Below are 22811 nucleotides of genomic sequence, written 5' to 3' on the forward strand. Positions count from 1 at the left end.
CGAGGCCAAAAATATACAAACGTAAGAGATCAGAATTCTATTCCCAGTGACGGAATAAATATACCGAGTTATCTCAATTAACTTATTGTTCAACACGACTAACCTACTAGATGTTCTCTGCTAACCAGCTACGCAACACGACCTCTGTCCGAGCACGCATATCGCTCACGATCTCTTTAGAGCGATTGTCAGCAGGCTGCGCCTCTCCAGCTAATACAGCCAGAGCTTTTGCTTCCAGCTGTGCTGAAAACCCAGGGATACGTACGTCAACCAACCTATCTTCGAGGCTTAAACCTTTATACAAGTTTTCAATCTGCATGTAATTTAGCAACCCAATGCTTTCCACGCCCAGAGACAGTGCACACACATTAGAATGAAATCGAGAACCCAGGATAAGATCACATTTTGTATAAGCACCAAACGTGTTGTAAGCCGCACGATCACCCGTTGAATACTCAAACACGGTCAGATCTTTCCGTCTTAGTTCATCTGGCAGGTGATTGATAATTTTGTTGATGACGTCAAGATCTCTAAAGATATGTGGGAAGAAGACGAAGTCACAGCCACCGAGTGATTCTGAAATAGTGACCATAGACTTGGCAAACTCTACACAGAAGTCTTCCAACCCGTTCTCAAAGCCTTTAAACCTCACCTCTGGCATGTCAGACGCCACATTGATGCCAATCACTTTTCGCTTGTTGTTTTCATCACGCTCAGACGCAATACAATCGTTGATGAAAAAACCACCATCCGGAGCTTCATGAAAATGCGCTAAAACATCTTCTCCGACATGATTTCTCACATTCGCGAGTGCGCCGTCATTTCTTACTGTGATCAGGCCTTTTGATGCGACAATCGCCTCAATAAATGCTCTGAATTTACCCACAGAGGATTCTGTCGCCCCTTGTCCCGGATCGACACCCAGAGCATTAAAGTAGACTGGCGTATTAATTTTCTTATAGAGCTCAAGAGGGATCTCAATGGAAGTGCCTGTCGGTGATTTATCGACCCACAGCTCAAAGTAATTACCACCACCAATAATAAGTAAATCAAATGAATTCGCGAACTCTACAAACTCAGAGTCCCACTCGCGATTTTTCCAATAGAACTCCCTAATCTCTTGCTCTGTCCACTGAACCTCTACTTGAGCTACCGACTCAAACCAACGGCGAAAACCCAAGTGATTAGCATTGTCTCCAATATTTCCGGTGAAACTTGCGACGTGTAATACATTTAATTTCTTCAACTTTAGATTCTCTCTATATTTAATACTGACACCTTATCAAACCCCAACAGGATCACCTGTATTCTCTGTTGTCATGATGACAGGTAAGCAACCTCTGGCTATACAAACCTCAGGTGCATCAAAGACGGTGCGATTTTAAAGACGAACTACTACATCTCTATGCATATGGAGCGACATTTCCATTATATGACAAACTACATTACCAATATTCATCCTGAATCCAGTACTTTGTTTATAGATACTTTTCAGCAGTTCGCGCTGTGATTGGTCAACTGGAGGCGCTCTAGATAAGCCCTTCCATGCAGTTCAATAATAGAGCGGGAGTGCGCCTTCCGGCATCAACCTCATTTAGCTGATAGCTGCCACTCTGGGCAGCCTGATTCCCGCTAGCCTGATAAACTTTTATCGAGCGCGTATTATCCGTTGAAGCGTAGTCAGACCTAATCTTCAACGGATCTTTAGGGGGGAGCTTAGTCGTCTAAACCTTTACCATTAATGGTGTGACGCAACTTCCAGTTCCCTTCTGCATCTTTCCCCCAGACATGCGGTGAACGATGCTTATCAATTGTCTGCCAGAACTCTTCCTCTGTCGTATCGATGTACTTTAAAAATTCAGGGAAGTATTTTGCAGGGAACTCTGTGTCGTACTTTTCAACCAGGTACGCGGCTTCTTCACGAGTGATTTTGCCATTACGTACTTCCTGAGCAGCATCATAAGTGCATCGACCAATACCGAATTTTGTCAGTGTGGTGAAATAGTGGAACGGATCAATTTTGTCATCGATACTGCTGTACTTGGAGTAAGTACCTTCAGTTCTTTCAGGGTTCGCCTCGAAGCCAGTGTTTTCTACGGCATAGTAATAACACTCTTGAGGATCCCACTTCACATAATAACCCAGATAGTGCACTTCGACACCAGCATCAATAAGATCCTGCTTCTCTGGAGCAATATAAGGTGCAAAGTCATCTTTTGTATAGCGACCGCTGTCGATATACTCTTGCATGGTTACCCCACCAAACTTCATCTCAAGCGCGTCATCAGCAGAGAAGAAGTCCATGTTCATAATTGGGTTAGAGTTTTCTTCGATAGCATTACCGTATTCAGCCTGGTTTTCACCATACATTACAAGTTTTACGCCAAACTTTTTCGCCATTGCCGGACCAATAATGCGCTGACCTACAATAAATGGCTGGAAAGGGTGCAACAAGTTGTGAAATGCATTTTTTGTCATTTCTCTGTGTAGCTTACCATTTGGAGTGTACAAGATATTATCCAGTCCACCAGTATGCATCCACTCCTGGAAGTTTTTCATACCAATGTCAGTATACAGGTGAGGAGCCCAGGTCACGGTTAGTGGATTCATACCATACTTGTACTTCAGCAGGTGAGCCGTGAATGCACTATCTTTACCACCACTACCAGGTACAATTACGTCATATGAGCCATCATTACTTCTAAATTTAGCAAGCAATTCAACCAACTTTTTGTCACGGGCTATCCAATCAATGCCCTCTTCCTTTTCTTCATGGTAAACACATGCTGAGCAAACACCATCTTCATTGAAGTTAATAACTTTTTTCGCTTCGCCTTTATCGCTCTTAAATTCAATTGTAGAGCTAGGTCTTTGATTAGAAATCACACATTTCTTGCAAAACTTAACTTCATTCGGAAGCCCATAATACGCTTCATGCTTACTTGCCATTTTTACTTTCCTCACAGATTTTGACAAAATTCTTCATTATAGATAGCCCCTCGACTGCACTTTTCTCAGGGTGGAATTGGCAGCCATAGATGTTCCCTTTCTTTACGGTAGAGCAGAATACATAATCAGAATATTCCGTTGTAGACAGAATATGCTCTTCATGCAGCGGAGACGCTGCAAAGGTATGAACGAAATACATATTCGCTTTATCATTCAAACCATCGAGTATTGTATTATCCCATGCTTGTGCATCGGGTTGTGCAATTTCATTCCAGCTAACGTGCGGCAGCTTTTCATAACCCGGATTCAGGGTTTTCAGCTTTTGAATTTTACCCTCGATTAAATCAAGTCCAAGCGTAAGGCCAAACTCTTCACTCTCGGAAAACAGCATTTGCATTCCAAGACAGATACCCAGTAATGGTTTATTCATGCCCGCATAGTCTTTGATCACGGCATCCAGGCCATTTTCTTTGAGCTTAGCCATACCATGAGAAAATGCGCCGACACCCGGCAGCACAACGCCATCAGAATTAAGAATGGTCTCTTTGTCGTTGCTGACCACGACCGACGTCGCTCCTACTTTCTCTAACGCATTAATAATGCTTCTGACATTACCTACGCCGTAGTCTACAATTGTTACTTGGCTCATACTCTTACCTTAATATTCTTACTTTCCAGGTCAGCTTTCACTTCACCAACATTTAGCAGGTCGTAGTGCAAGACAGAAGCCAGCGCCACTGCATCCGCATCTGACTTTTGCAGTAGTTCAGATATATGTTCCGCATTTCCCGCGCCGCCACTCGAAATAACAGGAATAGACAGCACTTTGGTTACGGCGTCGTTAAGTGCAAGATCGAACCCTTTTTTGGTTCCTTCGGCATCAATGGAGGTCAGTAAAACCTCACCAGCTCCCAGGCTTTCCGCTTTCTTGGCCCATTCAATTACGTCCATTCCAGTCGGCTCTCTACCATTGTCGTAATATACTTCCCAGCCACCTGTTGCAGTTTTCTTTGCATCAATTGAAATAACAATACACTGTGAACCGAATACCTTAGATGCCGTAGTGATAAACTCAGGATCTCTGATCGCCTGTGTGTTAATAGCAACTTTATCTGCGCCGGCATTCAACGCATTCTGGATGTCTTCAATGGTTCTGATCCCGCCACCTACTGTGATAGGTACAAACACATCTTTACACGCATCTTCAATGATGTGACTTAAGCTGTTTCTGTCATAGTAGGCCGCAACGGCATCCATAAAAATGATTTCGTCGATGCCACTTTCATAGTACTTAACAGCCATATCGTTTGGCTTACCGACTTTACGCAACCCTTCAAGGTGAATCCCTTTAATAACGAAGTCGTTTTTAACGTCAATTCTTGAAATAATTCTAATCTTTTTCATTTGTCAGCTCTTGAAATTGTTTTTGACAGTTAATTTGCCAAACCAGCTTAGAGTCTAGGATCTGCTTGAACTTCACATCACTATTGCCAGAACCAAACTCGTGCTCTTCCTCACCCATTGTTTCAGTGGGCATACCTAAAACCTTATCAATGCCTGACAAAATCTCTTGTACTGAATAGCCTGTATTAACGATTAACTCTGAACTTGACCGATTGCTCTGTCGAGTGCCCACATCAACCACCGGCACGTTGTAGAAAGGCGCTTCTCGAACTCCTGCGCTCGAATTTCCAATAATAAAATCGGCATTCTTTAGCAAAGTCAGAAAGTACTCAAATCGGAGTGAAGGGTATACTTTAAAACAAGCGTTATTTTCTAGAGCGCTATATTCATGAATAATCTCGATACTACCAAGATCATTATTGGGATAAATAACCAGATAGTTTTTACCACTTTCAACAAGCGCCTGACGGAAATGCTTTGCATACTCAATGATACTGCTGTATTCAGTCGTCACCGGGTGGAACATCGCTATCGCATAGTTTTCGAAATCAATCCCATAGTAGTCTTTGACCAACGCTAAACTTGGAAGCTTCTTAGGATCCATCAGGTCTAAATCCGGCGAACCTATCACAAATATGGACGATTCAAGCTCACCTAACTGCACCAAACGCTTTTTAGCAATGTCATTGGCCACAAAGTGAACATGTGACATTTTACTCACAGCGTGTCTTATCAGCTCATCAATAGTGCCCGATATCTCACCCCCTTCGATGTGAGCAACCAAAGTATTATTGATGCTGCCTACAATCGCTCCGGCAAGCGCTTCTACACGATCACCATGAACAATTATCAGATCAGGTTGTATCTCTGCAATATAATGCGAAAAGCCATCTATGGTCTTTGCCAATGTACGATCCATATTTTCGATCGTATCATGGTTAATATAGCAATAGATATTCGAGAAACCGGCTTTGTAAATTTCATCCACAGTGCGACCGTATTTACTGTTCATGTGCATACCGGTGGCGAACACATGAACCTCATAATTACTGCTGTTCTGCGTTATATTAATCAGAGATTTCAACTTACCAAAATCAGCTCTCGTCCCTGTTAAGAATACTATTTTCTTTACTGAATTATCTGACATCGTTTCTTTTCAGTTGTTGATTGTTAGGAATATCTTGGCTTGCTTGTTTACCCAGCAGTGATTCATATTCTTCTGCTAAAAACTCACCTGTACCGGGTCGTTTTACCCACAGGTTATCTTTTGTAAACACATCGCCGGCTTTAATTTCTGCAATGGTGACAACACTCGCGTATGCGAAATCAATCGTTACCTGCTCCTCTGCCACGGCGCATTTGCGCCCTCCACGCATTTTCTTCATACGCTTTGATTGAGCAATCAGCTCCGCACATTCAGCAGGGTCCATAGAGCAACAAATATCTGGCCCGGTACGCGTCTCTTTACAGTCAATGAAGTGTCTCTCCAGGATAGACGCGCCAGCAGCAACGGCACCCAAACAGGCTAGGTTATCAATACTGTGGTCGGAAAGGCCGACAACCGCATCAGGAAAAGCTTCCTGTAGCTCTTCCATCGCGCCAATACGAATTAAATGATCTTCAGTCGGATACAAATTTGTTGTGTGCAGCAGACTAAATGGCGTTTCGTGCTTTCTGAAAATTTCTACCGCCTTTCTGATTGACTCAATGTCATTCATACCAGTGCTTAAGATCACTGGCTTTTTAAAGCTGGCGATCAGATCAATTAGCGGGTAGTTATTGCATTCACCAGACCCAATTTTATAAGCCTCAACACCCATGCGCTCAAGTCTTAGTGCCGCGGCTCTGGAAAAAGGTGTGCTAATGAAAATTGCACCTTTTGACTCAATATAGTGCTTGAGTTTTGCCTCTTCTTCTTCATTTAATGCGCACCTTTCCATAATTTCATATATGGATACATCGGCATTACCAGGAATGACATTTTTTGCTTCCTGGCTCATTTCATCTTCTACGACGTGTGTCTGGTGCTTAATAATCTCTGCGCCAGCACTGATAGCCGCGTCGACAATCTCAAAAGCCGTTTCTAGCGAGCCTTCATGATTAATACCAATTTCAGCAATCACTAATGGATCATAATCTAGGCCGACTTTACGCCCTGAAATTTCAAACACTGGATTAGTCATATTCATTACTCTTAATTAATTTTTCAACATTTAATAAATCTTCTAACGTATCAATATCTGCTGATTCACTATGTGACATAATGAAAGGGAACACATCCGTTCTTGGAAATTGGCTCCTTTTCTTAAATTCATCAACGTTGAAAACGTATATCGCACCATTGGGCTGAAATGCTCTGGGAAGATCTTGCCGTCGACTATAAGGCGCCTCAGCGCTATATAACCCCACAATATGACCGCCTTCTGTTTCTACATAGGCTTTAACCGGCGTATGGTGGGGCTCGAATACACTGAGCACTAAGCTGGCATTTTCCTTTTTATACGTCTCAATAGCACTTTTGATATGTGAAGACGTCCTGAGTGGTGAAGTTGGCTGCAGTAACACCATAGTATCAAAATCGAGACCTGTCTCTTCCAGCACCGATATGGCATGAGCAATTACCGGCTCACTCCCTGCGGTATCTGACGCAAGGTCACCAGGCCTTACGATTACTTGTGCACCATACTCTCTGCTCACCTCAGCGATTTCATTGTCATCAGTTGATACATAAACACCACTGAATTGATGAGAGTCTAACGCAGCTTTAATAGTCCAACCGATCAGCGGTATTCCATTTAAGGGGTAGACGTTTTTTCGAGGCAGGCCTTTGGACCCACCTCTTGCCGTTATCAGCGCAATACTCATGTGAACTCTATATCATTGTATCTTCAAGCAAGGAGCTACTTTTCAGATTTATACTCGTAGTTGTAGTAACCGTAATAACCGTAGGCATTTGCAGACTTACGTACCACACCATTAAACACCACGCCCTTAACATCAATGCCGTTTTGTTCAAATCGGTTACGGGTGATTTCTAACTCTTTTGCATGGTTCTGACCAAAACGAGAAACAAGCAACGTAGTACCCGCGTGTGCACTAACAATAGCAGGATCTGTTACAGCGAGTATGGGTGGGGTATCTACGATTACCAGATCATAGGCAGCACTGACTTCTCCAATGAGTTTGGTGAAGTTTTCATGCATCAACAGTTCTGACGGATTTGGTGGGATCTGCCCACGAGTAATCACCTCAAGTCCCTCAACCTGTGTTTTCTTAACAACCTGCTCCAGCGTTAAGCGGCCTGATAAATAGTCACTTAAACCATTGTCCCACTTCATACCAAACTGAGTTTGCAGATACCCTTTACGCATATCACCGTCAATCACCAACACACTTTTACCACTTTGCGCCAAGATCGTTGCAAGGTTAACAGTGACGAATGACTTACCTACGCCCGGACTCGGGCCTGATATTGCAATGACGTTGTTTTTTGCTTCTAACATTGCAAAGTGAAGACTGGTACGCAGACTTCGTAATGCTTCCACCGACAAGTCAGCAGGATTGTCTATTGCAAGTATCGATTTTGCTTTTGCAACTTTACCTTTACGCGCCTTTGCAAAGCCAGTTAGCTTCACCTGGTACTCAGAAAACGGAATACTTGCATAGACAGGTAAACCGAGTGCCTCAATTTCTGCGGGATCCTCGATACCCTTATGTAATGCTTTGCGAATCAAAACAATTGCGACAGCACACAGTCCGCCCAGCAAAGTGGCCATTACTACGATGAGGGCTTTTTTCGGCTTAACTGGACGCGTAGTGTTGGCCTGAGCGTAATCAACGATACGGACGTTCCCAACGGTGCCGGCGCGCACAATATCCAATTCCTGAGTTTTTGCTAGCAGCAACGTATAGATTTCATTATTAACTTCAACGTCTCGCTTCAGTCTCAGTAACTCTCTTTGCGTTTCAGGTAAGTCCTGAACTTCTCCTGTCAATTCATTGCGCTGACGTTTAACAGTATCTATTTGCTCTACAACACCGCGATATGACGGGTGCTCACGCTTAAACTTACGACCCAGTTCTAAGCGACGAAGCTCTAGTTCCTGTAACTTTGTTTCTAGTGCCACAATTTGCTCAAGTACACCTTGAGTTTCTAAACTGATATCGATCGATTCTTGGCGGATCTGATAATTGTTAAATGCTTTTTCAGCTCTCTCAAGACTTCGCTTAACCTCTGGTAGTTGAATTTCCAGGAATTCCAGCGACTTCTGAGCCTCAGCACTGTTGCGCTCAACGTTTCGACGAACGTAGATAGCTGCGACTTTATCCAGTACCATCTCAGCATACATCGGGTCTTCATGCTGGAAAGAGAGATTGATAATACCTGAGTCTTTGCCTTTCTCCGAAGCGGAAATCCAGCTTTGTAGATCTAAAATAGTCTGCAAACGGTTGCGCTTAACGATTGAAAATTCAGTCCCTTCTCTGGCAACTAGGGTTCTGATTGCAATTTCAAATGTCCCTTGTTTTACTTCCTCGCCCACTTTGCCGGATAGCACTTCTTGCCCATCGGCATCGAGCAAAGTGAAGCCATTGCCCGCTGTTACACGTATCACATACTCCATTCCCAGGGCCCGGTTTGGTACGTTGAATCTGTGTACATCGATTCTTTCACCACCCCATGCAAAAGATTCAGCACCAAACGATGGCTCTGCAATTTCATTCTCTTCTGTGGCCACGAACTTGCGAAAGCTTCTTCCACCAATCACCGGGAATAGTTTCGGCTGGACAACCATATCGAGCTTTAACTGATCAACGGCTTCTCCAATCACACTCCGGGACTTAAGTAGCTCGATCTCCGTCACCGCTGCTGATGTACTTTCAAACATACCTGACACATCATCAAAACCAGGCACGGAACTGCCTTTTTCTTCGACCTGAACCATTGCAGTTGCTTGATAGATTGGCGTACTAAAGACCGCATAGCCAACCCCCAGGAGCATAAAGAGTGTCGTGATTCCAACGATAAACCACTTGGCATCGAGTAAAGCACCGAACAATGCCATAAGGTCGAACTCTTGAATATTATCGCTTTCCGACTTCTGTTGGGTGATTAGATTTGGCTGAGCATTCATATACTCACGATTCCTTATAAATACTGTTGCCAAGCGCTACAAGCGCTTTCAATAAGACCATACACGTGCTCAAACGCTTCTCGCGACTGTCTGTATGGATCCGGAATTTCTTTATCGCCGATCCATTTACCAAGCAAAAAAGTTTTGCCCCGCGCTTGTGGAAATCGCCCACAAAGATCGGTCATATGTCTGTGTTCCATCACCAAAATAAGGCTGTTCTCTGACACAACAGAGGCCGTCAGTTGGCGCCCTTGATGAGCGCTCATATCTATGCCATGCTCATTAGCCAGTTTCTGCGCCATGTTATCTGCAGACTTACCCGCCAGTGCAGTTAAACCTGCCGATGACACCTCAATGTTCTTTCCTTCGAGTTTACTCTTTAACAGATATTCCGCTGTCGGACTGCGGCATATATTCCCCGCACAAACCATTAATACACTATCGAACATGAATACTCACAATTATTGATTGTCTATATCTTGGATGGCATCGACTGTTGACAGCGATGGCAATAATAGGCTAATAACCTTGTTCCAACGAGCAAGAGGTGCACTCGTCACGTAAACAATATCTTGTGGCTGAAGCTCGAACTGTTCAGCAAGTACCAATGCCGCTACATTTTTGGCGTGAAGCTGATAAACATCCGCTAGCACTCCATCTTGATCCATATCCCGTTTTCTCAAGACAAACACACCATTCGCATCAGCCGTTCGCTCGTTAAAGCCTCCTACTTCAGAAAGTGCTTCTGCCAGGCTTAAACCATAGCGATTTACTGGTACCTTGCCCGCCTTGGAGACTTCACCCAATACATATACATTGCGTTTGTCGTTACGCCCAATATGGATGAGGTCACCGTGCTGCAGCAATCTATTTTGTGAAATATCGCCCTTGGCATAAAAATCATCTAAGCGAATAACTTCTGTTTTTGCGCCTCGGGAAAAAGTGACCGTTTGCCAGTCCGCACTTTCGGTTAAGCCACCGGCCTGATTGATGGCATCAACCAAGGTTACTGGAGTTTCAGTGATAGGATAAACACCGGGCTTAGTAACTTCGCCTGTGACATAAGTCTTTTGGCTTTTAAATCCGACAACCTTAACATCGATTTGTGGTTCTTCAATAACACGGCTTAAACGCTTTACAAGCTCATCCCGCAACTCGGTCACGGTTTTGCCTGCTGCGGGCACTTTTGGCGCGTATGCGAAAGTAATTGTACCGTCTGATTGAACTCTGAAACCATCAAACTCAGCGGTCCTTTGAACGGCCGCTGGAATCGTCAATTCTGGGTGATCCCAAACGCCGATAGTGATCACATCTCCGACACCCAGACGATATTCATATTCAGATAGATCAAGGCCGGTTAAATTAGAATGTAAAGGTGAGTCTGAATTGCCAGCCTTATGCTCTTTAACGAGTTGAGCATCAATAAGGTGGATATTGATTTTCTCCAGGTCTTTTTCTAAGTTAGCTGACTGTTCATTTGAGCTTATTCCCTCAAAATGGCCACCTGGAATGATCGAACAGCCACTCATTGCAAGCAATACCGTAGCCGCAATGATGGTTTTACAGCTTGACGCCATTATTTCTTCCCAACAATTTGAATTTTTCTTTTGATTACTTAGTAAAAACTTAGCAGGGCCAATTAAAGCATGCGCGATTGTTAATCGCAAGTATCAACCCTTGTGAAGTTACTGCCCGTTAAAAGGAGATGTGTTAAAAATACAACTCTCAGCTAAAAACCAATCGTGCTGACTGAAATTGGGCCGGTTAGACACGCTTCCGCCCTTGGGTTACAGCCCCCCAATTACCGTTTTTACTTAGACTACGCCTAGTCTGTTACCTCTTAAAGACTGTCTAAATATCCATTGTGATGAGGTATTGTATTCGTTTATGTTAAAGGACAAAAAGTACCGGCTCGTGCACTAATGAAGCCACTTTAAGGACAGATGCAGCTATGTACATCCGTTGTTGCTGACAACATAAAGAAATAGAATACACAAATTATTTAAAAAATAAATAAGCATAAAGGATTGCTTTCCTGTTCAGGATCTGGCAACAATCCCATTATCAACAACAATTTTTGCCTGCTGATTAAGTAGTTTCACTAACAATATAGATCGACTATCACCATCCGATTGCTGATAAATCGCATGAAGATCTTTGAAACAGCCTTCAGTTAGCAGCACGGTATCCCCTCTGTTTAACTCACATCGTTGCTCCCTTTTCGCTCTGTCCTTTAATTCAACAATCAGTGCTTCCGGAACCATTTGCAAGCGTATACCACAGCGCACAAAGTCAGAAATGCCCCGAGTATTTCGCACTGCGGAAATTTGTATAGAAAAGGGATCGAGACGTACAAAAAGATACCGAGGGAATAGTGGTTGCAGCGTAACACGGCTGCATGCCGTCTTACGTTTTGAGAGTCTTGGTAGATAAGATTCAATACCTTGACTTCTAAGATTATCTTGAGCTCTCTGTTCCTGTTTAGGTTTACAGTAGAGTAGATACCAGCATTCCATGCAATAGCTTCCCAATACTAACGATGACGATATGAAAAAAGTATTATACCGGTTTTATCAAGTGAGTCCAGTTCCTAACAGGTGAGTTCTGCGTGAATCTCCCCAGTGGCGCTTGATGTGAAAAGTGCCACCGGGACAGAACAAGTTAGTCACTACCAAATAAATCTCGGGTGTAAACCTTCTCTGCAACATCTCGAATGTCTTCAACCATTCTGTTTGATACGATCACATCCGAGATTTTTTTGAACTCATTCAGATCATTGATAACCCGAGAATGGAAAAATTCACTCTCATTCAGGACCGGCTCATAAATGACAACCTCTATACCCTCAGCTTTGATTCGCTTCATGACGCCCTGAATAGCCGAAGCTCTAAAGTTATCGGAGCCACTTTTCATGATCAGACGATAAATACCCACAACTTCAGGCTTGCGCTTCAAAATTGACTCAGCGACATAATCTTTACGTGTGTCATTGGCGTCAACAATGGCACGGATAAGGTTATTCGGTACATCCTGATAGTTGGCTAACAATTGTTTAGTGTCTTTTGGCAGGCAGTAACCACCGTAGCCAAACGAGGGGTTGTTGTAATGTCTACCAATGCGAGGGTCCAATCCCACTCCTTCAATGATTTGCTTAGAGTCTAGCCCATGCGTTTCAGCATAAGTATCAAGCTCATTGAAATAAGCCACTCGCATTGCCAGATAGGTATTTGAAAACAACTTGATGGCTTCTGCTTCGGTAGAGTCCGTGAACAGCACATCCACGTCTGCCTTAATAGCCCCCTCTTGAAGTAAATGGGCAAAACTTTCCGCGCGTTCTGAGCGTTCACCGACGATGATCCGCGAAGGATACAAATTATCGTAAAGAGCCTTCCCTTCTCGTAAAAACTCCGGGGAGAAGAATATGTTATCTATACCAAATTGCTTTTTTACGCGTTCAGTATAGCCAACTGGAACCGTCGATTTGATTACCATTACGGCATTTACGTTGTACTCAAGTACATCGCTGATCACCGCTTCGACTGACTTCGTATTGAAGTTATTGGTTTCAGGGTCGTAATCGGTGGGTGTCGCAATAACAACGTAATCAGCATCCGCGTATGCAGTAGCCTTATCAGTCGTAGCGTGTAGCTTAAGCGGCTGGGAAGTAAGATAGTGAGATATCTCAGGATCGACTATTGGCGACTGTTTGTTTTTTAACAGGGATACCTTGTTTTCATCGATATCTAATGCAATAACATCATTGTTCTGTGCAAGCAAAATAGCATTGGAAAGTCCTACATAGCCAATGCCCACGATAGTGATTTTCATATCTGTATTTACTCCCGGCCCTTGCTGAAACTAAACGAAAAATAACGATTGTAGGGCTTACATATATTGCGCCATTCTATCATAGCAGCCTCTACTCTGTAAGCTTTGGAAACCAAGACAAAGATAAGGAATATACCCTACAAAGCGATGCCCTCTCTGATTGTAACCGCAGAGCAAAAGGCGCTTACACTCAGTTCAGAGGACAGGACAAAAACGAAACCTAGTGTCGATTTTTTACTCCATATAGTACGCAGATAAAAATATGGAGCTACTTTATATTAGCAAAAATGTTAATGTGCCACGAACACAGCTTTTGAGTGGGTCAGTTAGATAACCTGATAATGTTCATATTCTTAATTAGTTAGGTTTTTCACATTAAATATGAAGCATACTAAACTGGCTATTTTGTAGCGGCTGGACAAGCCGTCGAACTTGACTAAGGGTTACCGATAAGCTTTGAGTAACTTAAACCAGCATTACTTTTTGTATTTGAGATAGCCTTTGAGCAAATATTCCAAAAAATAACGAGATGACAGCAAGACGTTTAACCCCATCACTTCTCTATACAACCGCCACTGCCAGACAATGATCTTGAATTTGTTTTTCGACATGCCTGAATCAGTTCTGTAAAGCGCGAGAGGCTCTTGCAACGATGCCGCCATGGGGATCTGTTTCAGAATTGTCAGCCAAAGAGCATGATCTTGCCTTTTCCGGATCGAGGGCATATAAACTTTGCCCAGCTTTTCAGCGTCATACATAGCGGTCAGGCAGCCAATGACATTACTTCCCAACAATTGTTTAAACGTGACTGATTTAGGCGGGATGACCAGCCCAAGCTTCGCGTCAGTCGTAAATTTCTGGTAAGCTGTGAAGGTAAGCGCATGATCGTTCTCAAGCGCAAACGCCACCTGCTTCTCAAGCTTTTCGGGAAGCCATAAGTCATCGGAGTCAAGAAAAGCAATAAAACGCCCCTCAGCACGGCTTATTGCATTATTTCGTGCCAACCCTGCTCCGCCGTTTTGACTCTGAACACACAGTTTGATGCGAGGATCTTTCTTTGCTTCTTCTTTAATTAACTCGACGGTACCATCCGTAGATAAATCGTCTGTAATCAACAGTTCCCAGTTTTGGTAGGTCTGTTCAATAACCGAGCGAATACTCTCTACTACATACTTTTCAGCATTATAAGTTGGCATGATAACTGAAACTAAAGGTTCCATTACACTAACGCCCCATACCCATAATGACGACCTTTACGGTTTTAAGCATGATTTTAATATCAATATAAGTGCTATGATGTTTGATATAGTGAATATCGTATTTGTGCTTCCAAATCGCATCTTGCACAGATGCCCCATATGGGTAGCTGACCTGAGCTAAACCAGTAACACCAGGTTTTACTGCATGACGGAATCTATAATACTTAATTTCGTTTTCAAGGGTTTCAATGAAGATTTCACGCTCGGGACGAGGGCCAACCATGGACATCTCACCTTTCAAAACATTCAGTAGCTGAGGAAGTTCATCTATACGTGTTTTACGAATAAACTTGCCGACCTTAGTTACTCGGCTATCATTCTTCGTTGCCCATTGCGCGCCTCCTTTCTCGGCATCTGTGCGCATAGAGCGAAATTTAATAACGTCAAACTCAATATTATATTGTCCGGTTCTTCTTTGTTTATAAAAGATTGGACCAGCTGATTCGAGTTTGATCATCAATGCTGCAATAATGGAGATAGGCGCAGTGAGAACTAATAGTATCAGAGCAGAGAAAATATCGATGACCCTTTTTGCTCGTTGAGTACGCTTCGTAGATAGAATTGAAAACGCTTTCTGATGTAAAAAGTAACTACTTTTCAATAAAGAAACTTCAGTGTAGCCACATCTCTCATCTAAATAGCTAACCAGCGGCTCAACCCAAGCACCATATTCGGTTGCAGACACTAAGAATTCTCTTTCGTCATCACTTAGCCTTGTATTTTCGAAGTGCGTAATTACTTTTTGATCCAGGTTAGTCAACTGATAATCATTAAAAATAACTTTGACGTCACTACCAGCAAGAACTTCTCTGATAACATCAACCTGATCATTCGGACAATATACATAAATTTCTTTTGCTTTATAAGCATATTTTGGTGCTTTAAAAGACTTACTTTTTTTAAATTTATTTACCATGATTAAGTCGAACAGTTCCTGACGGTTATTGAAAAAACTAATAACGTATTTTTCTCATAGAAAAGGGAAGATTTAGCATACCTCGCGACGGTATAGTGCCCGCGTATTGCACAAAAGCAATTAGGAGGGAGATGATAACACACTAGCCGATCTACGAACAGTACCAACTCTGTTAATTCTTGTAAATATAGTGGTTAGTATTGTCTTTAAGTGTAAGCAAGATCAGTCGCGGTCACAGATAAAGGGAGCATATGCTGCTCCCCTCTTGATAGATTGCACTTAAGGCAAGAGAGTACTTTTTGTGACTAACGTCAGACTATCTCTCACGACAAAGATTTTGCGTAAAGATCACCCCACAGCACTTCTGCTTTACGGCAGGAGAATGCTTCGAAGCCACTTCCAGGAGTCAAGGTAAGCTCACCAAAATAGATCTGCCCTTCTACAAGGTACAAATCGACTCTCATGTATTCGCTATCTCCAAGCAATGCAATGGCTAATTCCGCCATTTTATTTACTTCTTTGCTGGTTGGAAGTGGGTAGTCACCTTTTGCGTAAAGCACTTCCAAATCAAGCAGGTTCAACTCACTGTCGTAGTAGTTTCTTTTATGATCTGTAAACCTATCAAAATCAACTTGTAAAAACCAAACTGGATCACCACCATTCCTGAAAACGTGGAATTTGAAGTCTTCCGGAACAGACCCGCTAACGCCAATTTTTTTTTCAACAATCACTCTACGTTCAATTTCTTTGTACTGAACCTCACCTAACAAGACACCTCGATAATCTTGCTTCAGTGCGTTATTAAATTTATTGCTAATTTCCTCTGCCGCCTTCTCCGTGGGGAATATTTCAAGATGCCCGCTACCGCTTCCATGGTTTGTTTTTACTACTATGTCATCTCTCGACGTATCTATGTCATCAGGCCTAAGCTCTTCATATACACCGATTAAAGGGATCAAGTATTCACTGCCTATTCTTTCTTCAACGTACTTTCGCACCGCGTATTTATCAGCATATATGCTCTCTTTCTTACCCAAACGAAGCTTTCTTAATTGGATATATTCGCTAAAAGACTTAGGGTTACTCCAGCTCATAAAATAGCCATGCTTAATAAAGAAGTATAAAAATACCCTGATTTTTAAAGGTAAAATCTTTAATACTGTATCTATCATTTCGAAACGTTGAACCTCTTTCCTGCGATCTCAGTAATGACTTCATGCCAATACTTTTGTAAAGTCATTGGCTGTACTTTTGCAACGTGTTGAAAAAACTCTTCCCTCGCCTCAACATCCAGCATAGATTGGATCGCCTCTTGCAGGCCTTTATCATCCCCTGGCCGAATGATAAGACCGTTTTCTCCATCTTTGACAAATGCATGGATCCCCCCTACATCAGAGACAATGACAGGTTTGCCTAAGCTCCACGCTTCCATTATAACCCTTGGAAAACCTTCATAATTATTTTTAGAAGGTACAAGCACAACATCACTCTGTGCATAGAGCTTTGCCACATCCTGATTACGGACCTGACCATAAAGCGTCACACTGTCAGACAGACCATGTTCCTTAATAAATTGCTCCAATGAAGCTTTAATTTCTCCACCGCCAGCGATATGGAAGTGAACAGCTCCTTTAAGCCTCTTGGCTGCTTCCATGATCTCCAGAATGCCTTTATCTTCAGTCAGCCTACCTACGAATAGGCAATTAAGCTTTTGCTCTTCTTTAGTAACATCTGATTTAGAGAAGCTCTGCACCATAGTATCTACGAACTGGTGCGTGTTATTGGGGTTATAATGAGCGCTAAAATCGTACATTGCCTGCCCAGTACAGACATTTTCAACAGTATCTCCGGCACAAATTTTTGCCATATAGCGCTTTATCACTCGCGAAAAGACATAGGCCAGGAACTTGTTTACCCCTTTATATTTCTTGTCACGCCAGGTATTGAATCCATCTGCACAGATATGGTTAAACAATGGCTTTTTATGTCTCATCACTCTCAGAGCGAAGACAATAGCCCCCATCGAAGGAGTTCTTGCCCAAAAAATGGCGTCGTCATGCGCCAAGATGACTTTGTCACACTCCGCCTTGAAATTGCGAAGGTAACCGGGCTTAATCAAAGCAAATTTCGCAAATTGCATCGTTGAGTCATACCAGGGAGACTCATAAAAATGGGCTTCACTGACTTCTGTACTCGCCCCTTCAGGCATAACACTACCATTACATGCTTGAGACATAACATAAACATTCTCTTTCCCTACCATATTTTGCAAGAAAGCCGCGGATGTTTGTCTAGTATAATAATGATCACCAAACTTAGTGTAAGGTTCTCCCAAAAAAGCTATGATTTTCATTGTGTACCTTATAAAAATTCAGGGCTACCAAACCTTCAGTATGGTGCCGTATAAGCAAGTATTATATCCTATTTCTCGCTTTGGATTGCACTGGAATACCTGTAGCTTAGGCCTATCGCAATGCCATTACATAAGAAAATGGTTTCCAGAAAAGGGTGGAGATAAGACAGTCCAACGACATTCGCAATGAAGAAAATACACATTCCTTTACTTTTCAGCCCCATCCCATAGAGCAAGAAGAATAGGAAGTAGCATGCAAACCCAATGAGGCCAAAATGACCAATCAGCATGGTTATTAATAGATGACTGTATTTACCCTCTTCATAAGAGTAGGCGAAATTACCCTCATTGATACCAAATCCAAACAACAACTCCTTTATCGAGTACTGTGCGCTCAATGTTGGCAGGCTCTGTAGAACCCCCAATTTGGTTGAACCACTTCCGTCACTTGTCAGCACCTGAAAAATGGTTGGTGACAGGAAGCATACTGCAATCAACCCCAAGACGATCAACTGTACTTGATTAACCATGTCACGCCGGAAAAAGAACAAATATAAATATAATACAAGGCTTGACGCAATCGCAGCCCGGCTCAAAGTGAGAAAGATCAAGACCAGGAAAGTGGCACTGATCACTTTTCTGAAACGCTGATTATCAGAGAAATAGGCAAAATAAACTTTGTGAATTGCAAAATAAAACAATGCATATAGCCCCACTGCGTTCGAGTCAACCATAAAGGGACTATCCATTTTAAGGGCATAGAAGTTTTGCAAAACCTGGCTTGGATCTGAAATAATAGACAGAGAGCGTAAAACAAATTCCAGGCTCAAGAAAATCAAAGCAAATACACTCATTAAGAGCATTGCACTGTGAATTTCACTTTTGCGGGTATGGCAGATCAAATAAATTGCCAATAGAGACATCAAAACAGGCAAGATGATCTTCACCGTATCGAACAGAGCTTCAGATGCAGAAGAGTTACCTATAAACGAGCAGACTACCAGAGAAAAGAACAAAAATGCATGCAGGCTGAAGTCTGTTCGCAGGCGTAGCTTACTGTTTGTGTCAATCCTGGAGGCGAATAAGCTCCATACGACTACGAGCACACCAAATAATGGGACGAGAAAGCGAGTGCCCGTATATGATCCATACTGGATCGTACTCGCAACAAGTAAAATAGTGAGAAGTAAACCGTACTTAGACATCAACTTTGCTTACCTAAGAGAGAATTTACAAGAATTTCTTCTTGAGACTATGCAGCCTACGTAGCAATGGCAATGCATGTTTAAACATGCTCAATATCTTCTGGCTTGAGTTGACCCCTTTATAAAGTGCTTCCGACTCAGTTAAAAACTGCTTTGTGAGGTCATAATGACGTGACTTAAGTGCAGAAATGGCTAAGTAGGCCAATTCCCTTGCAATACAATAATCAATAAGTTCAGATGTTACGCCAAGTTTCTCTACACGCTTTAAAGACATGACAAATGCATCACGCTCTTTTAGAAGATGCGCTTTAGCAAGCCCTGAGCGTTCACTAGACCAGGAGTTTTCAGCTTCCCGACGATACATCGAATAAACACCAGGCACATAGATAGCACCTCCCTCAGCAGCGGCCACCATCTGGATAAACATATCACCGACTGGGGCACCTTCAAGGTAAACGGGTAAATCAGTCATCGCACACCGCTTGAACATCAGAGTCGCAGTTGCCATCAGACCGCCACCACCTTTTATAACCTCTTCAAAAGACAACAGCTTAATTTCATCGCCAAGATTAACATTATTCGTTTTTTTACCGTCAGGGTACAAATTGATCGCAGGGTGAAAACTCAAAGCAACATCAGGATGTGCCTGCATAGCTTGATACTGAGCTTCCAACTTGTCTTCAGAATCCCAATAATCATCGCCTTCACACATCGCTATGTAGTCACCTTTGGCTGCACCAAGCGCAGTAATAGTCGGCAAGGTCCGCATTTTTGAGTATTGGTTTTCGTCGGGAAAGAGTAAACGAATTTTCTCAGGGTGCATCTGCGCGTATCGTGAAATTATCTCACGAGTCTTATCAGTCGAACAGTCATCGTATACGACTATTTCAGTATTCAGAGTGGTTTTTTGATTCAAAAAGCTTTTTAGGGCATCTTCAATATAACCTTCCTGATTAAACGCGATGCAGACCACACTCAAGTCTATACTGTTACCTGGATTCAACATTTACCAAAGTCTCTTTATTTAAAAGTTTAGCTAAAACCAATGCCCCTAAAACGATAGCGGCGTATAGTAAAGCCATTGTGATAAGTAGAACAAGAGTTGTAAGCTGGATTTTATTTATACCAAAAAACACAGTGAGCCCACTCACCAAGCAGCACATAAGCAGCGAAGGTAAAATACTACAGCTAAACCAAGCTTTATGCGTAACAACACGGGTTTTGTGATGAACATACCATTGCCACAGCAAAAATGACGCTAGCTTAAAAGAAAATGATAGAAAAGCTACATATAACACATCATAGAAATAGGCAAAAAAGAATATAAGAGGTATATACGTTACTAACAAAAGCTTGTTGTATCTAACATGCTCTTTTAGATCTCCAATAGCGACCTGGAGATAATATTGAAACGCCGTAACAATTGCGACACTGTTTCCTAAAATATATAAAGTGAGGATAGTTTCTCCCCATTCTGCGGCTACCGGATCTGAAGTGAATAACAGCAAAACCTGCCTTGAGAACAGCGCGACTAACACACCTACAGGCAACAACACAGCCGCGACAAACATCGCACTCTTATGATACAGACTGAGAAACTGCTTTTGTTGATTACTTGCGTATAATTTGGTCAAGCGCGGGATCAGAACAGCTCCAATAGGAAAACCAAGCGTAATCATGGCAGAAGAGATAGTGATACACATAGTGTAATAACCATATTCTTCAGGAAGAAGTATGTTTGAAAACAGCAACTTATCTAAGTGCAATGTAGCAGCGCTTACTAACGCTGTAAATGCTACACTCAGGATGTACTTTCTATTTTCGCTCAGTTCAGCTATGTAGAACCGTCCCGGTAGCCAAAACGAAAGCGACAATCGATTGGCAACCCGTAGTCTGAAAATTAATAACTCTAAGACAGTCGCAGCGACATGGATCTGAAAGTACAATTCTAAGCTGGGTTCTCTGTACATAATATATGTACATACTGGGTATTTAATAGTATTAAATAGTATTGTTCCAGCATTTAGCCATAGAAAGTCTTCTTTGCCTTGTAATGCAGCCCTGTAGATCGAAGCTATCAGGCGTGAGGAAACAATAAAGAACAACAAAGCAATTATAGTTTCAGTAATTATCTCATTCCCTTTGAACCAGTACTTCAGTATCTGGTCGGATAGGAGATAGCTTGAAAAAAAGATAACGGCAAAAACAAGTAAAGAAATAGTTTCAAAACTCTTCAGCGTCCTAGTCGTAGTTTTTGTGTTGCCCGAACTGGCCGCTATGACACGACAAAGTGTAGGACTCAAACCTGAGTCCAACACATTTATAAATATCTGTATAACTGTGTAAAAGCCGATAATACCAAATGCCACAGGGCCCATAATGTTATATAAAAAAGGCATAACAAGTATGCCTATTAACATTGAATAACCCTGATTTAGGTAAGTCAGCAATGCATTACGTTTCAGCAAGCTTTGAACCTATTTTGTCAGATACTTTTTAAAGTAGTCTTTTCTTTTTTCGCCCAATGTACGCTTATTAAGATCAAACTCTTGCGATTGATAAAACTCACAGTATGTCTCTTTCAATTGCGAAAGGTTACTGCCGATGTCTTCAAGCACTTCTAAATAATCGGTCCTCAGAATCGTAGATGCATCATACGAAGTCCCCGACAGTGCATTCTTTAACAAACCATAATTCTTATTAAAGTAGTACCTTAAGTCATAAACTGGCTTCATGACATTCACAACCGGAACCTTGTGTGAGATAGAGATAACAAGTGCATGATAGCGATTACAGACAACGAACTCTGCGTTTCTGATGATCGATACGGCATCTTCTAATTTCAAATAAGAACCAGTGCTTTGAAAAACATGGAAAAAGTCAAACTTAATATTCTCTTTTAGGTAATCAGAGACATCATTGTTATCGAAGGGCATGTATACCACATGAAAACCATGCTCCTTGTTAATGCGTTCGATGAACCCCTTCACGGCTTCAAAATGTTCCTTAAGCCAAGAAAGAGGATAATAAAACTCAATAACAATATATTTTTTGTCAAAGTGCCTTACATTATCAGCTTTGCGGCTTAACTCATCATTTAGCAGGTACAAGTCATCAGGCAACTTATGCAGCTGTGCATTATCTACCCCCAACTTCTTTAAATAAGTTGATGACATTACAGTGTCTCGAACTGCTATTGGAGTGTCATCGAGAAAACCGAATATTTCGCTATAAAACTTTTCACTTTCATCAAACGGACCAAATCCATTAGCAGTGAAAACAACCTGTTTTCCTAACATTTTAGCGACGATAATGGGGGCTACAATTTTAAATAAGTCGTCCTTCCTACCCCAGTCATACCAAAGCTGATTAAAGTACCCCCCCCCGGATACCAGCAGCACATCAACATCTGCAAGCTGCTTCTTGATCTCATCAATATTTTCAATGGAGTCAGCAATTTCAATTGGTGTAGGTACAATGTCTACAGGATTAATTTTGAAATTAATAGATTTCAGCGCGAACTTAACAAGTCGCTCTATAAACTTAGGCTTTCTGTAAAAAGACTTAGATAACTTAACCTCAACATACTCACAGTTATAATCGTCAAAGTAGTCGTTATCAAGTTCAGCAACAAACCCTTTTGAGTAGTTGAAGATAACATATTGGTTATTCTCGCCCATATCGTAAATATTATTTACAAACATAGCGTAATCACCAAGGTTTCTATCGGCCAGAGGGCCAGTTAAAGCTATTTTCATCATTGAC

General features: G+C 42.1%; 20 protein-coding genes. All 20 read right to left on the reverse strand.

From position 1 onward, the window contains the following. Positions 1-106: 106 nt before the first annotated feature. The 20 genes from MHN33_RS15395 to MHN33_RS15490 all read right to left on the reverse strand — a co-directional run bounded on the left by MHN33_RS15395 (position 107) and on the right by MHN33_RS15490 (position 22804). Positions 107-1246 carry a polysaccharide pyruvyl transferase family protein gene (locus tag MHN33_RS15395; protein WP_239399025.1) on the reverse strand — a complete coding sequence of 380 codons (1140 nt, stop codon included), beginning with the start codon at positions 1244-1246 and terminating at the stop codon, positions 107-109. 470 nt (positions 1247-1716) lie between these two features. After that, the gene (locus MHN33_RS15400) at positions 1717-2949 is read right to left on the reverse strand and encodes an N-acetyl sugar amidotransferase (protein ID WP_239399027.1); all 1233 of its coding nucleotides are present in this window, start codon (positions 2947-2949) and stop codon (positions 1717-1719) included. Next, entirely contained in the window at positions 2939-3598 is a 660-nt protein-coding gene (gene hisH / locus MHN33_RS15405) for an imidazole glycerol phosphate synthase subunit HisH (RefSeq protein WP_239399029.1), read from the reverse strand. The genes MHN33_RS15400 and hisH overlap by 11 nt, the downstream gene beginning before the upstream one ends. Continuing rightward, complete coding sequence (locus MHN33_RS15410) at positions 3595-4353, reverse strand: imidazole glycerol phosphate synthase cyclase subunit (protein WP_239399031.1); 759 nt, start codon at positions 4351-4353, stop codon at positions 3595-3597. Before MHN33_RS15410 ends, hisH begins: the two co-directional genes overlap by 4 nt. Continuing rightward, positions 4340-5500, reverse strand: a complete 1161-nt coding sequence (gene neuC, locus MHN33_RS15415; RefSeq protein ID WP_239399033.1) for a UDP-N-acetylglucosamine 2-epimerase — start codon at positions 5498-5500, stop codon at positions 4340-4342. Before neuC ends, MHN33_RS15410 begins: the two co-directional genes overlap by 14 nt. Beyond that, positions 5490-6536 (reverse strand): N-acetylneuraminate synthase family protein, encoded by a 1047-nt coding sequence (locus tag MHN33_RS15420; RefSeq protein ID WP_239399035.1) that lies wholly within the window; start codon positions 6534-6536, stop codon positions 5490-5492. The genes neuC and MHN33_RS15420 overlap by 11 nt, the downstream gene beginning before the upstream one ends. Continuing rightward, positions 6529-7218, reverse strand: a complete 690-nt coding sequence (locus MHN33_RS15425) for an acylneuraminate cytidylyltransferase family protein (protein ID WP_239399037.1) — start codon at positions 7216-7218, stop codon at positions 6529-6531. Before MHN33_RS15425 ends, MHN33_RS15420 begins: the two co-directional genes overlap by 8 nt. Positions 7219-7253: 35 nt before the next feature. Next, positions 7254-9485, reverse strand: coding sequence for a polysaccharide biosynthesis tyrosine autokinase (locus MHN33_RS15430; protein ID WP_239399039.1), 2232 nt, complete (start codon positions 9483-9485; stop codon positions 7254-7256). Positions 9486-9499: 14 nt separating this feature from the next. Then, positions 9500-9934, reverse strand: coding sequence for a low molecular weight protein-tyrosine-phosphatase (locus MHN33_RS15435; RefSeq protein WP_239399041.1), 435 nt, complete (start codon positions 9932-9934; stop codon positions 9500-9502). 12 nt (positions 9935-9946) lie between these two features. Continuing rightward, positions 9947-11062: a polysaccharide export protein gene (locus tag MHN33_RS15440; RefSeq protein ID WP_239399144.1), complete on the reverse strand. Its 1116-nt coding sequence runs from the start codon at positions 11060-11062 to the stop codon at positions 9947-9949. 462 nt (positions 11063-11524) lie between these two features. Continuing rightward, positions 11525-12001, reverse strand: coding sequence for a transcription/translation regulatory transformer protein RfaH (gene rfaH / locus MHN33_RS15445; protein ID WP_239399043.1), 477 nt, complete (start codon positions 11999-12001; stop codon positions 11525-11527). 145 nt (positions 12002-12146) lie between these two features. After that, a complete protein-coding gene (locus MHN33_RS15450) occupies positions 12147-13313 on the reverse strand; it encodes a nucleotide sugar dehydrogenase (protein WP_239399046.1) in 1167 nt (388 codons plus the stop codon). Positions 13314-13789: 476 nt separating this feature from the next. Continuing rightward, positions 13790-14533: a glycosyltransferase family 2 protein gene (locus MHN33_RS15455; RefSeq protein WP_239399048.1), complete on the reverse strand. Its 744-nt coding sequence runs from the start codon at positions 14531-14533 to the stop codon at positions 13790-13792. A gap of 4 nt (positions 14534-14537) precedes the next feature. Continuing rightward, positions 14538-15488, reverse strand: coding sequence for a sugar transferase (locus tag MHN33_RS15460; RefSeq protein WP_239399050.1), 951 nt, complete (start codon positions 15486-15488; stop codon positions 14538-14540). Between the two features lie 323 nt (positions 15489-15811). After that, positions 15812-16660, reverse strand: a complete 849-nt coding sequence (locus tag MHN33_RS15465; protein WP_239399052.1) for an ATP-grasp fold amidoligase family protein — start codon at positions 16658-16660, stop codon at positions 15812-15814. Beyond that, on the reverse strand, positions 16657-17841 hold the full coding sequence (locus MHN33_RS15470; RefSeq protein WP_239399054.1) for a glycosyltransferase: 1185 nt from the start codon (positions 17839-17841) through the stop codon (positions 16657-16659). The genes MHN33_RS15465 and MHN33_RS15470 overlap by 4 nt, the downstream gene beginning before the upstream one ends. A gap of 68 nt (positions 17842-17909) precedes the next feature. Beyond that, positions 17910-19046: a hypothetical protein gene (locus MHN33_RS15475; protein ID WP_239399056.1), complete on the reverse strand. Its 1137-nt coding sequence runs from the start codon at positions 19044-19046 to the stop codon at positions 17910-17912. Positions 19047-19071: 25 nt separating this feature from the next. Beyond that, entirely contained in the window at positions 19072-20052 is a 981-nt protein-coding gene (locus MHN33_RS15480; RefSeq protein ID WP_239399058.1) for a glycosyltransferase, read from the reverse strand. Beyond that, on the reverse strand, positions 20036-21514 hold the full coding sequence (locus tag MHN33_RS15485) for an oligosaccharide flippase family protein (RefSeq protein WP_239399061.1): 1479 nt from the start codon (positions 21512-21514) through the stop codon (positions 20036-20038). Before MHN33_RS15485 ends, MHN33_RS15480 begins: the two co-directional genes overlap by 17 nt. A gap of 9 nt (positions 21515-21523) precedes the next feature. Beyond that, a complete protein-coding gene (locus MHN33_RS15490; RefSeq protein ID WP_239399063.1) occupies positions 21524-22804 on the reverse strand; it encodes a polysaccharide pyruvyl transferase family protein in 1281 nt (426 codons plus the stop codon). Positions 22805-22811 lie beyond the last annotated feature (7 nt).

This window comes from Pseudoalteromonas sp. OOF1S-7 (genome assembly GCF_022347765.1).
Taxonomy (GTDB): domain Bacteria; phylum Pseudomonadota; class Gammaproteobacteria; order Enterobacterales; family Alteromonadaceae; genus Pseudoalteromonas.

Excerpts from the sequence above, each read along its gene's own strand:
- hisH (WP_239399029.1), bottom strand. The coding sequence starts at position 3,598 with ATGAGCCAAGTAACAATTGTAGACTACGGCGTAGGTAATGTCAGAAGC.
- MHN33_RS15480 (WP_239399058.1), bottom strand. The coding sequence starts at position 20,052 with ATGTTGAATCCAGGTAACAGTATAGACTTGAGTGTGGTCTGCATCGCG.
- MHN33_RS15450 (WP_239399046.1), bottom strand. The coding sequence starts at position 13,313 with ATGAAAATCACTATCGTGGGCATTGGCTATGTAGGACTTTCCAATGCT.
- MHN33_RS15470 (WP_239399054.1), bottom strand. The coding sequence starts at position 17,841 with ATGAAAATCATAGCTTTTTTGGGAGAACCTTACACTAAGTTTGGTGAT.
- MHN33_RS15425 (WP_239399037.1), bottom strand. The coding sequence starts at position 7,218 with ATGAGTATTGCGCTGATAACGGCAAGAGGTGGGTCCAAAGGCCTGCCT.
- MHN33_RS15400 (WP_239399027.1), bottom strand. The coding sequence starts at position 2,949 with ATGGCAAGTAAGCATGAAGCGTATTATGGGCTTCCGAATGAAGTTAAG.
- MHN33_RS15440 (WP_239399144.1), bottom strand. The coding sequence starts at position 11,062 with ATGGCGTCAAGCTGTAAAACCATCATTGCGGCTACGGTATTGCTTGCA.
- MHN33_RS15435 (WP_239399041.1), bottom strand. The coding sequence starts at position 9,934 with ATGTTCGATAGTGTATTAATGGTTTGTGCGGGGAATATATGCCGCAGT.
- MHN33_RS15420 (WP_239399035.1), bottom strand. The coding sequence starts at position 6,536 with ATGACTAATCCAGTGTTTGAAATTTCAGGGCGTAAAGTCGGCCTAGAT.
- neuC (WP_239399033.1), bottom strand. The coding sequence starts at position 5,500 with ATGTCAGATAATTCAGTAAAGAAAATAGTATTCTTAACAGGGACGAGA.
- MHN33_RS15455 (WP_239399048.1), bottom strand. The coding sequence starts at position 14,533 with ATGGAACCTTTAGTTTCAGTTATCATGCCAACTTATAATGCTGAAAAG.
- MHN33_RS15410 (WP_239399031.1), bottom strand. The coding sequence starts at position 4,353 with ATGAAAAAGATTAGAATTATTTCAAGAATTGACGTTAAAAACGACTTC.
- MHN33_RS15490 (WP_239399063.1), bottom strand. The coding sequence starts at position 22,804 with ATGAAAATAGCTTTAACTGGCCCTCTGGCCGATAGAAACCTTGGTGAT.
- MHN33_RS15460 (WP_239399050.1), bottom strand. The coding sequence starts at position 15,488 with ATGGTAAATAAATTTAAAAAAAGTAAGTCTTTTAAAGCACCAAAATAT.
- MHN33_RS15430 (WP_239399039.1), bottom strand. The coding sequence starts at position 9,485 with ATGAATGCTCAGCCAAATCTAATCACCCAACAGAAGTCGGAAAGCGAT.
- rfaH (WP_239399043.1), bottom strand. The coding sequence starts at position 12,001 with ATGGAATGCTGGTATCTACTCTACTGTAAACCTAAACAGGAACAGAGA.
- MHN33_RS15475 (WP_239399056.1), bottom strand. The coding sequence starts at position 19,046 with ATGTCTAAGTACGGTTTACTTCTCACTATTTTACTTGTTGCGAGTACG.
- MHN33_RS15465 (WP_239399052.1), bottom strand. The coding sequence starts at position 16,660 with ATGATAGATACAGTATTAAAGATTTTACCTTTAAAAATCAGGGTATTT.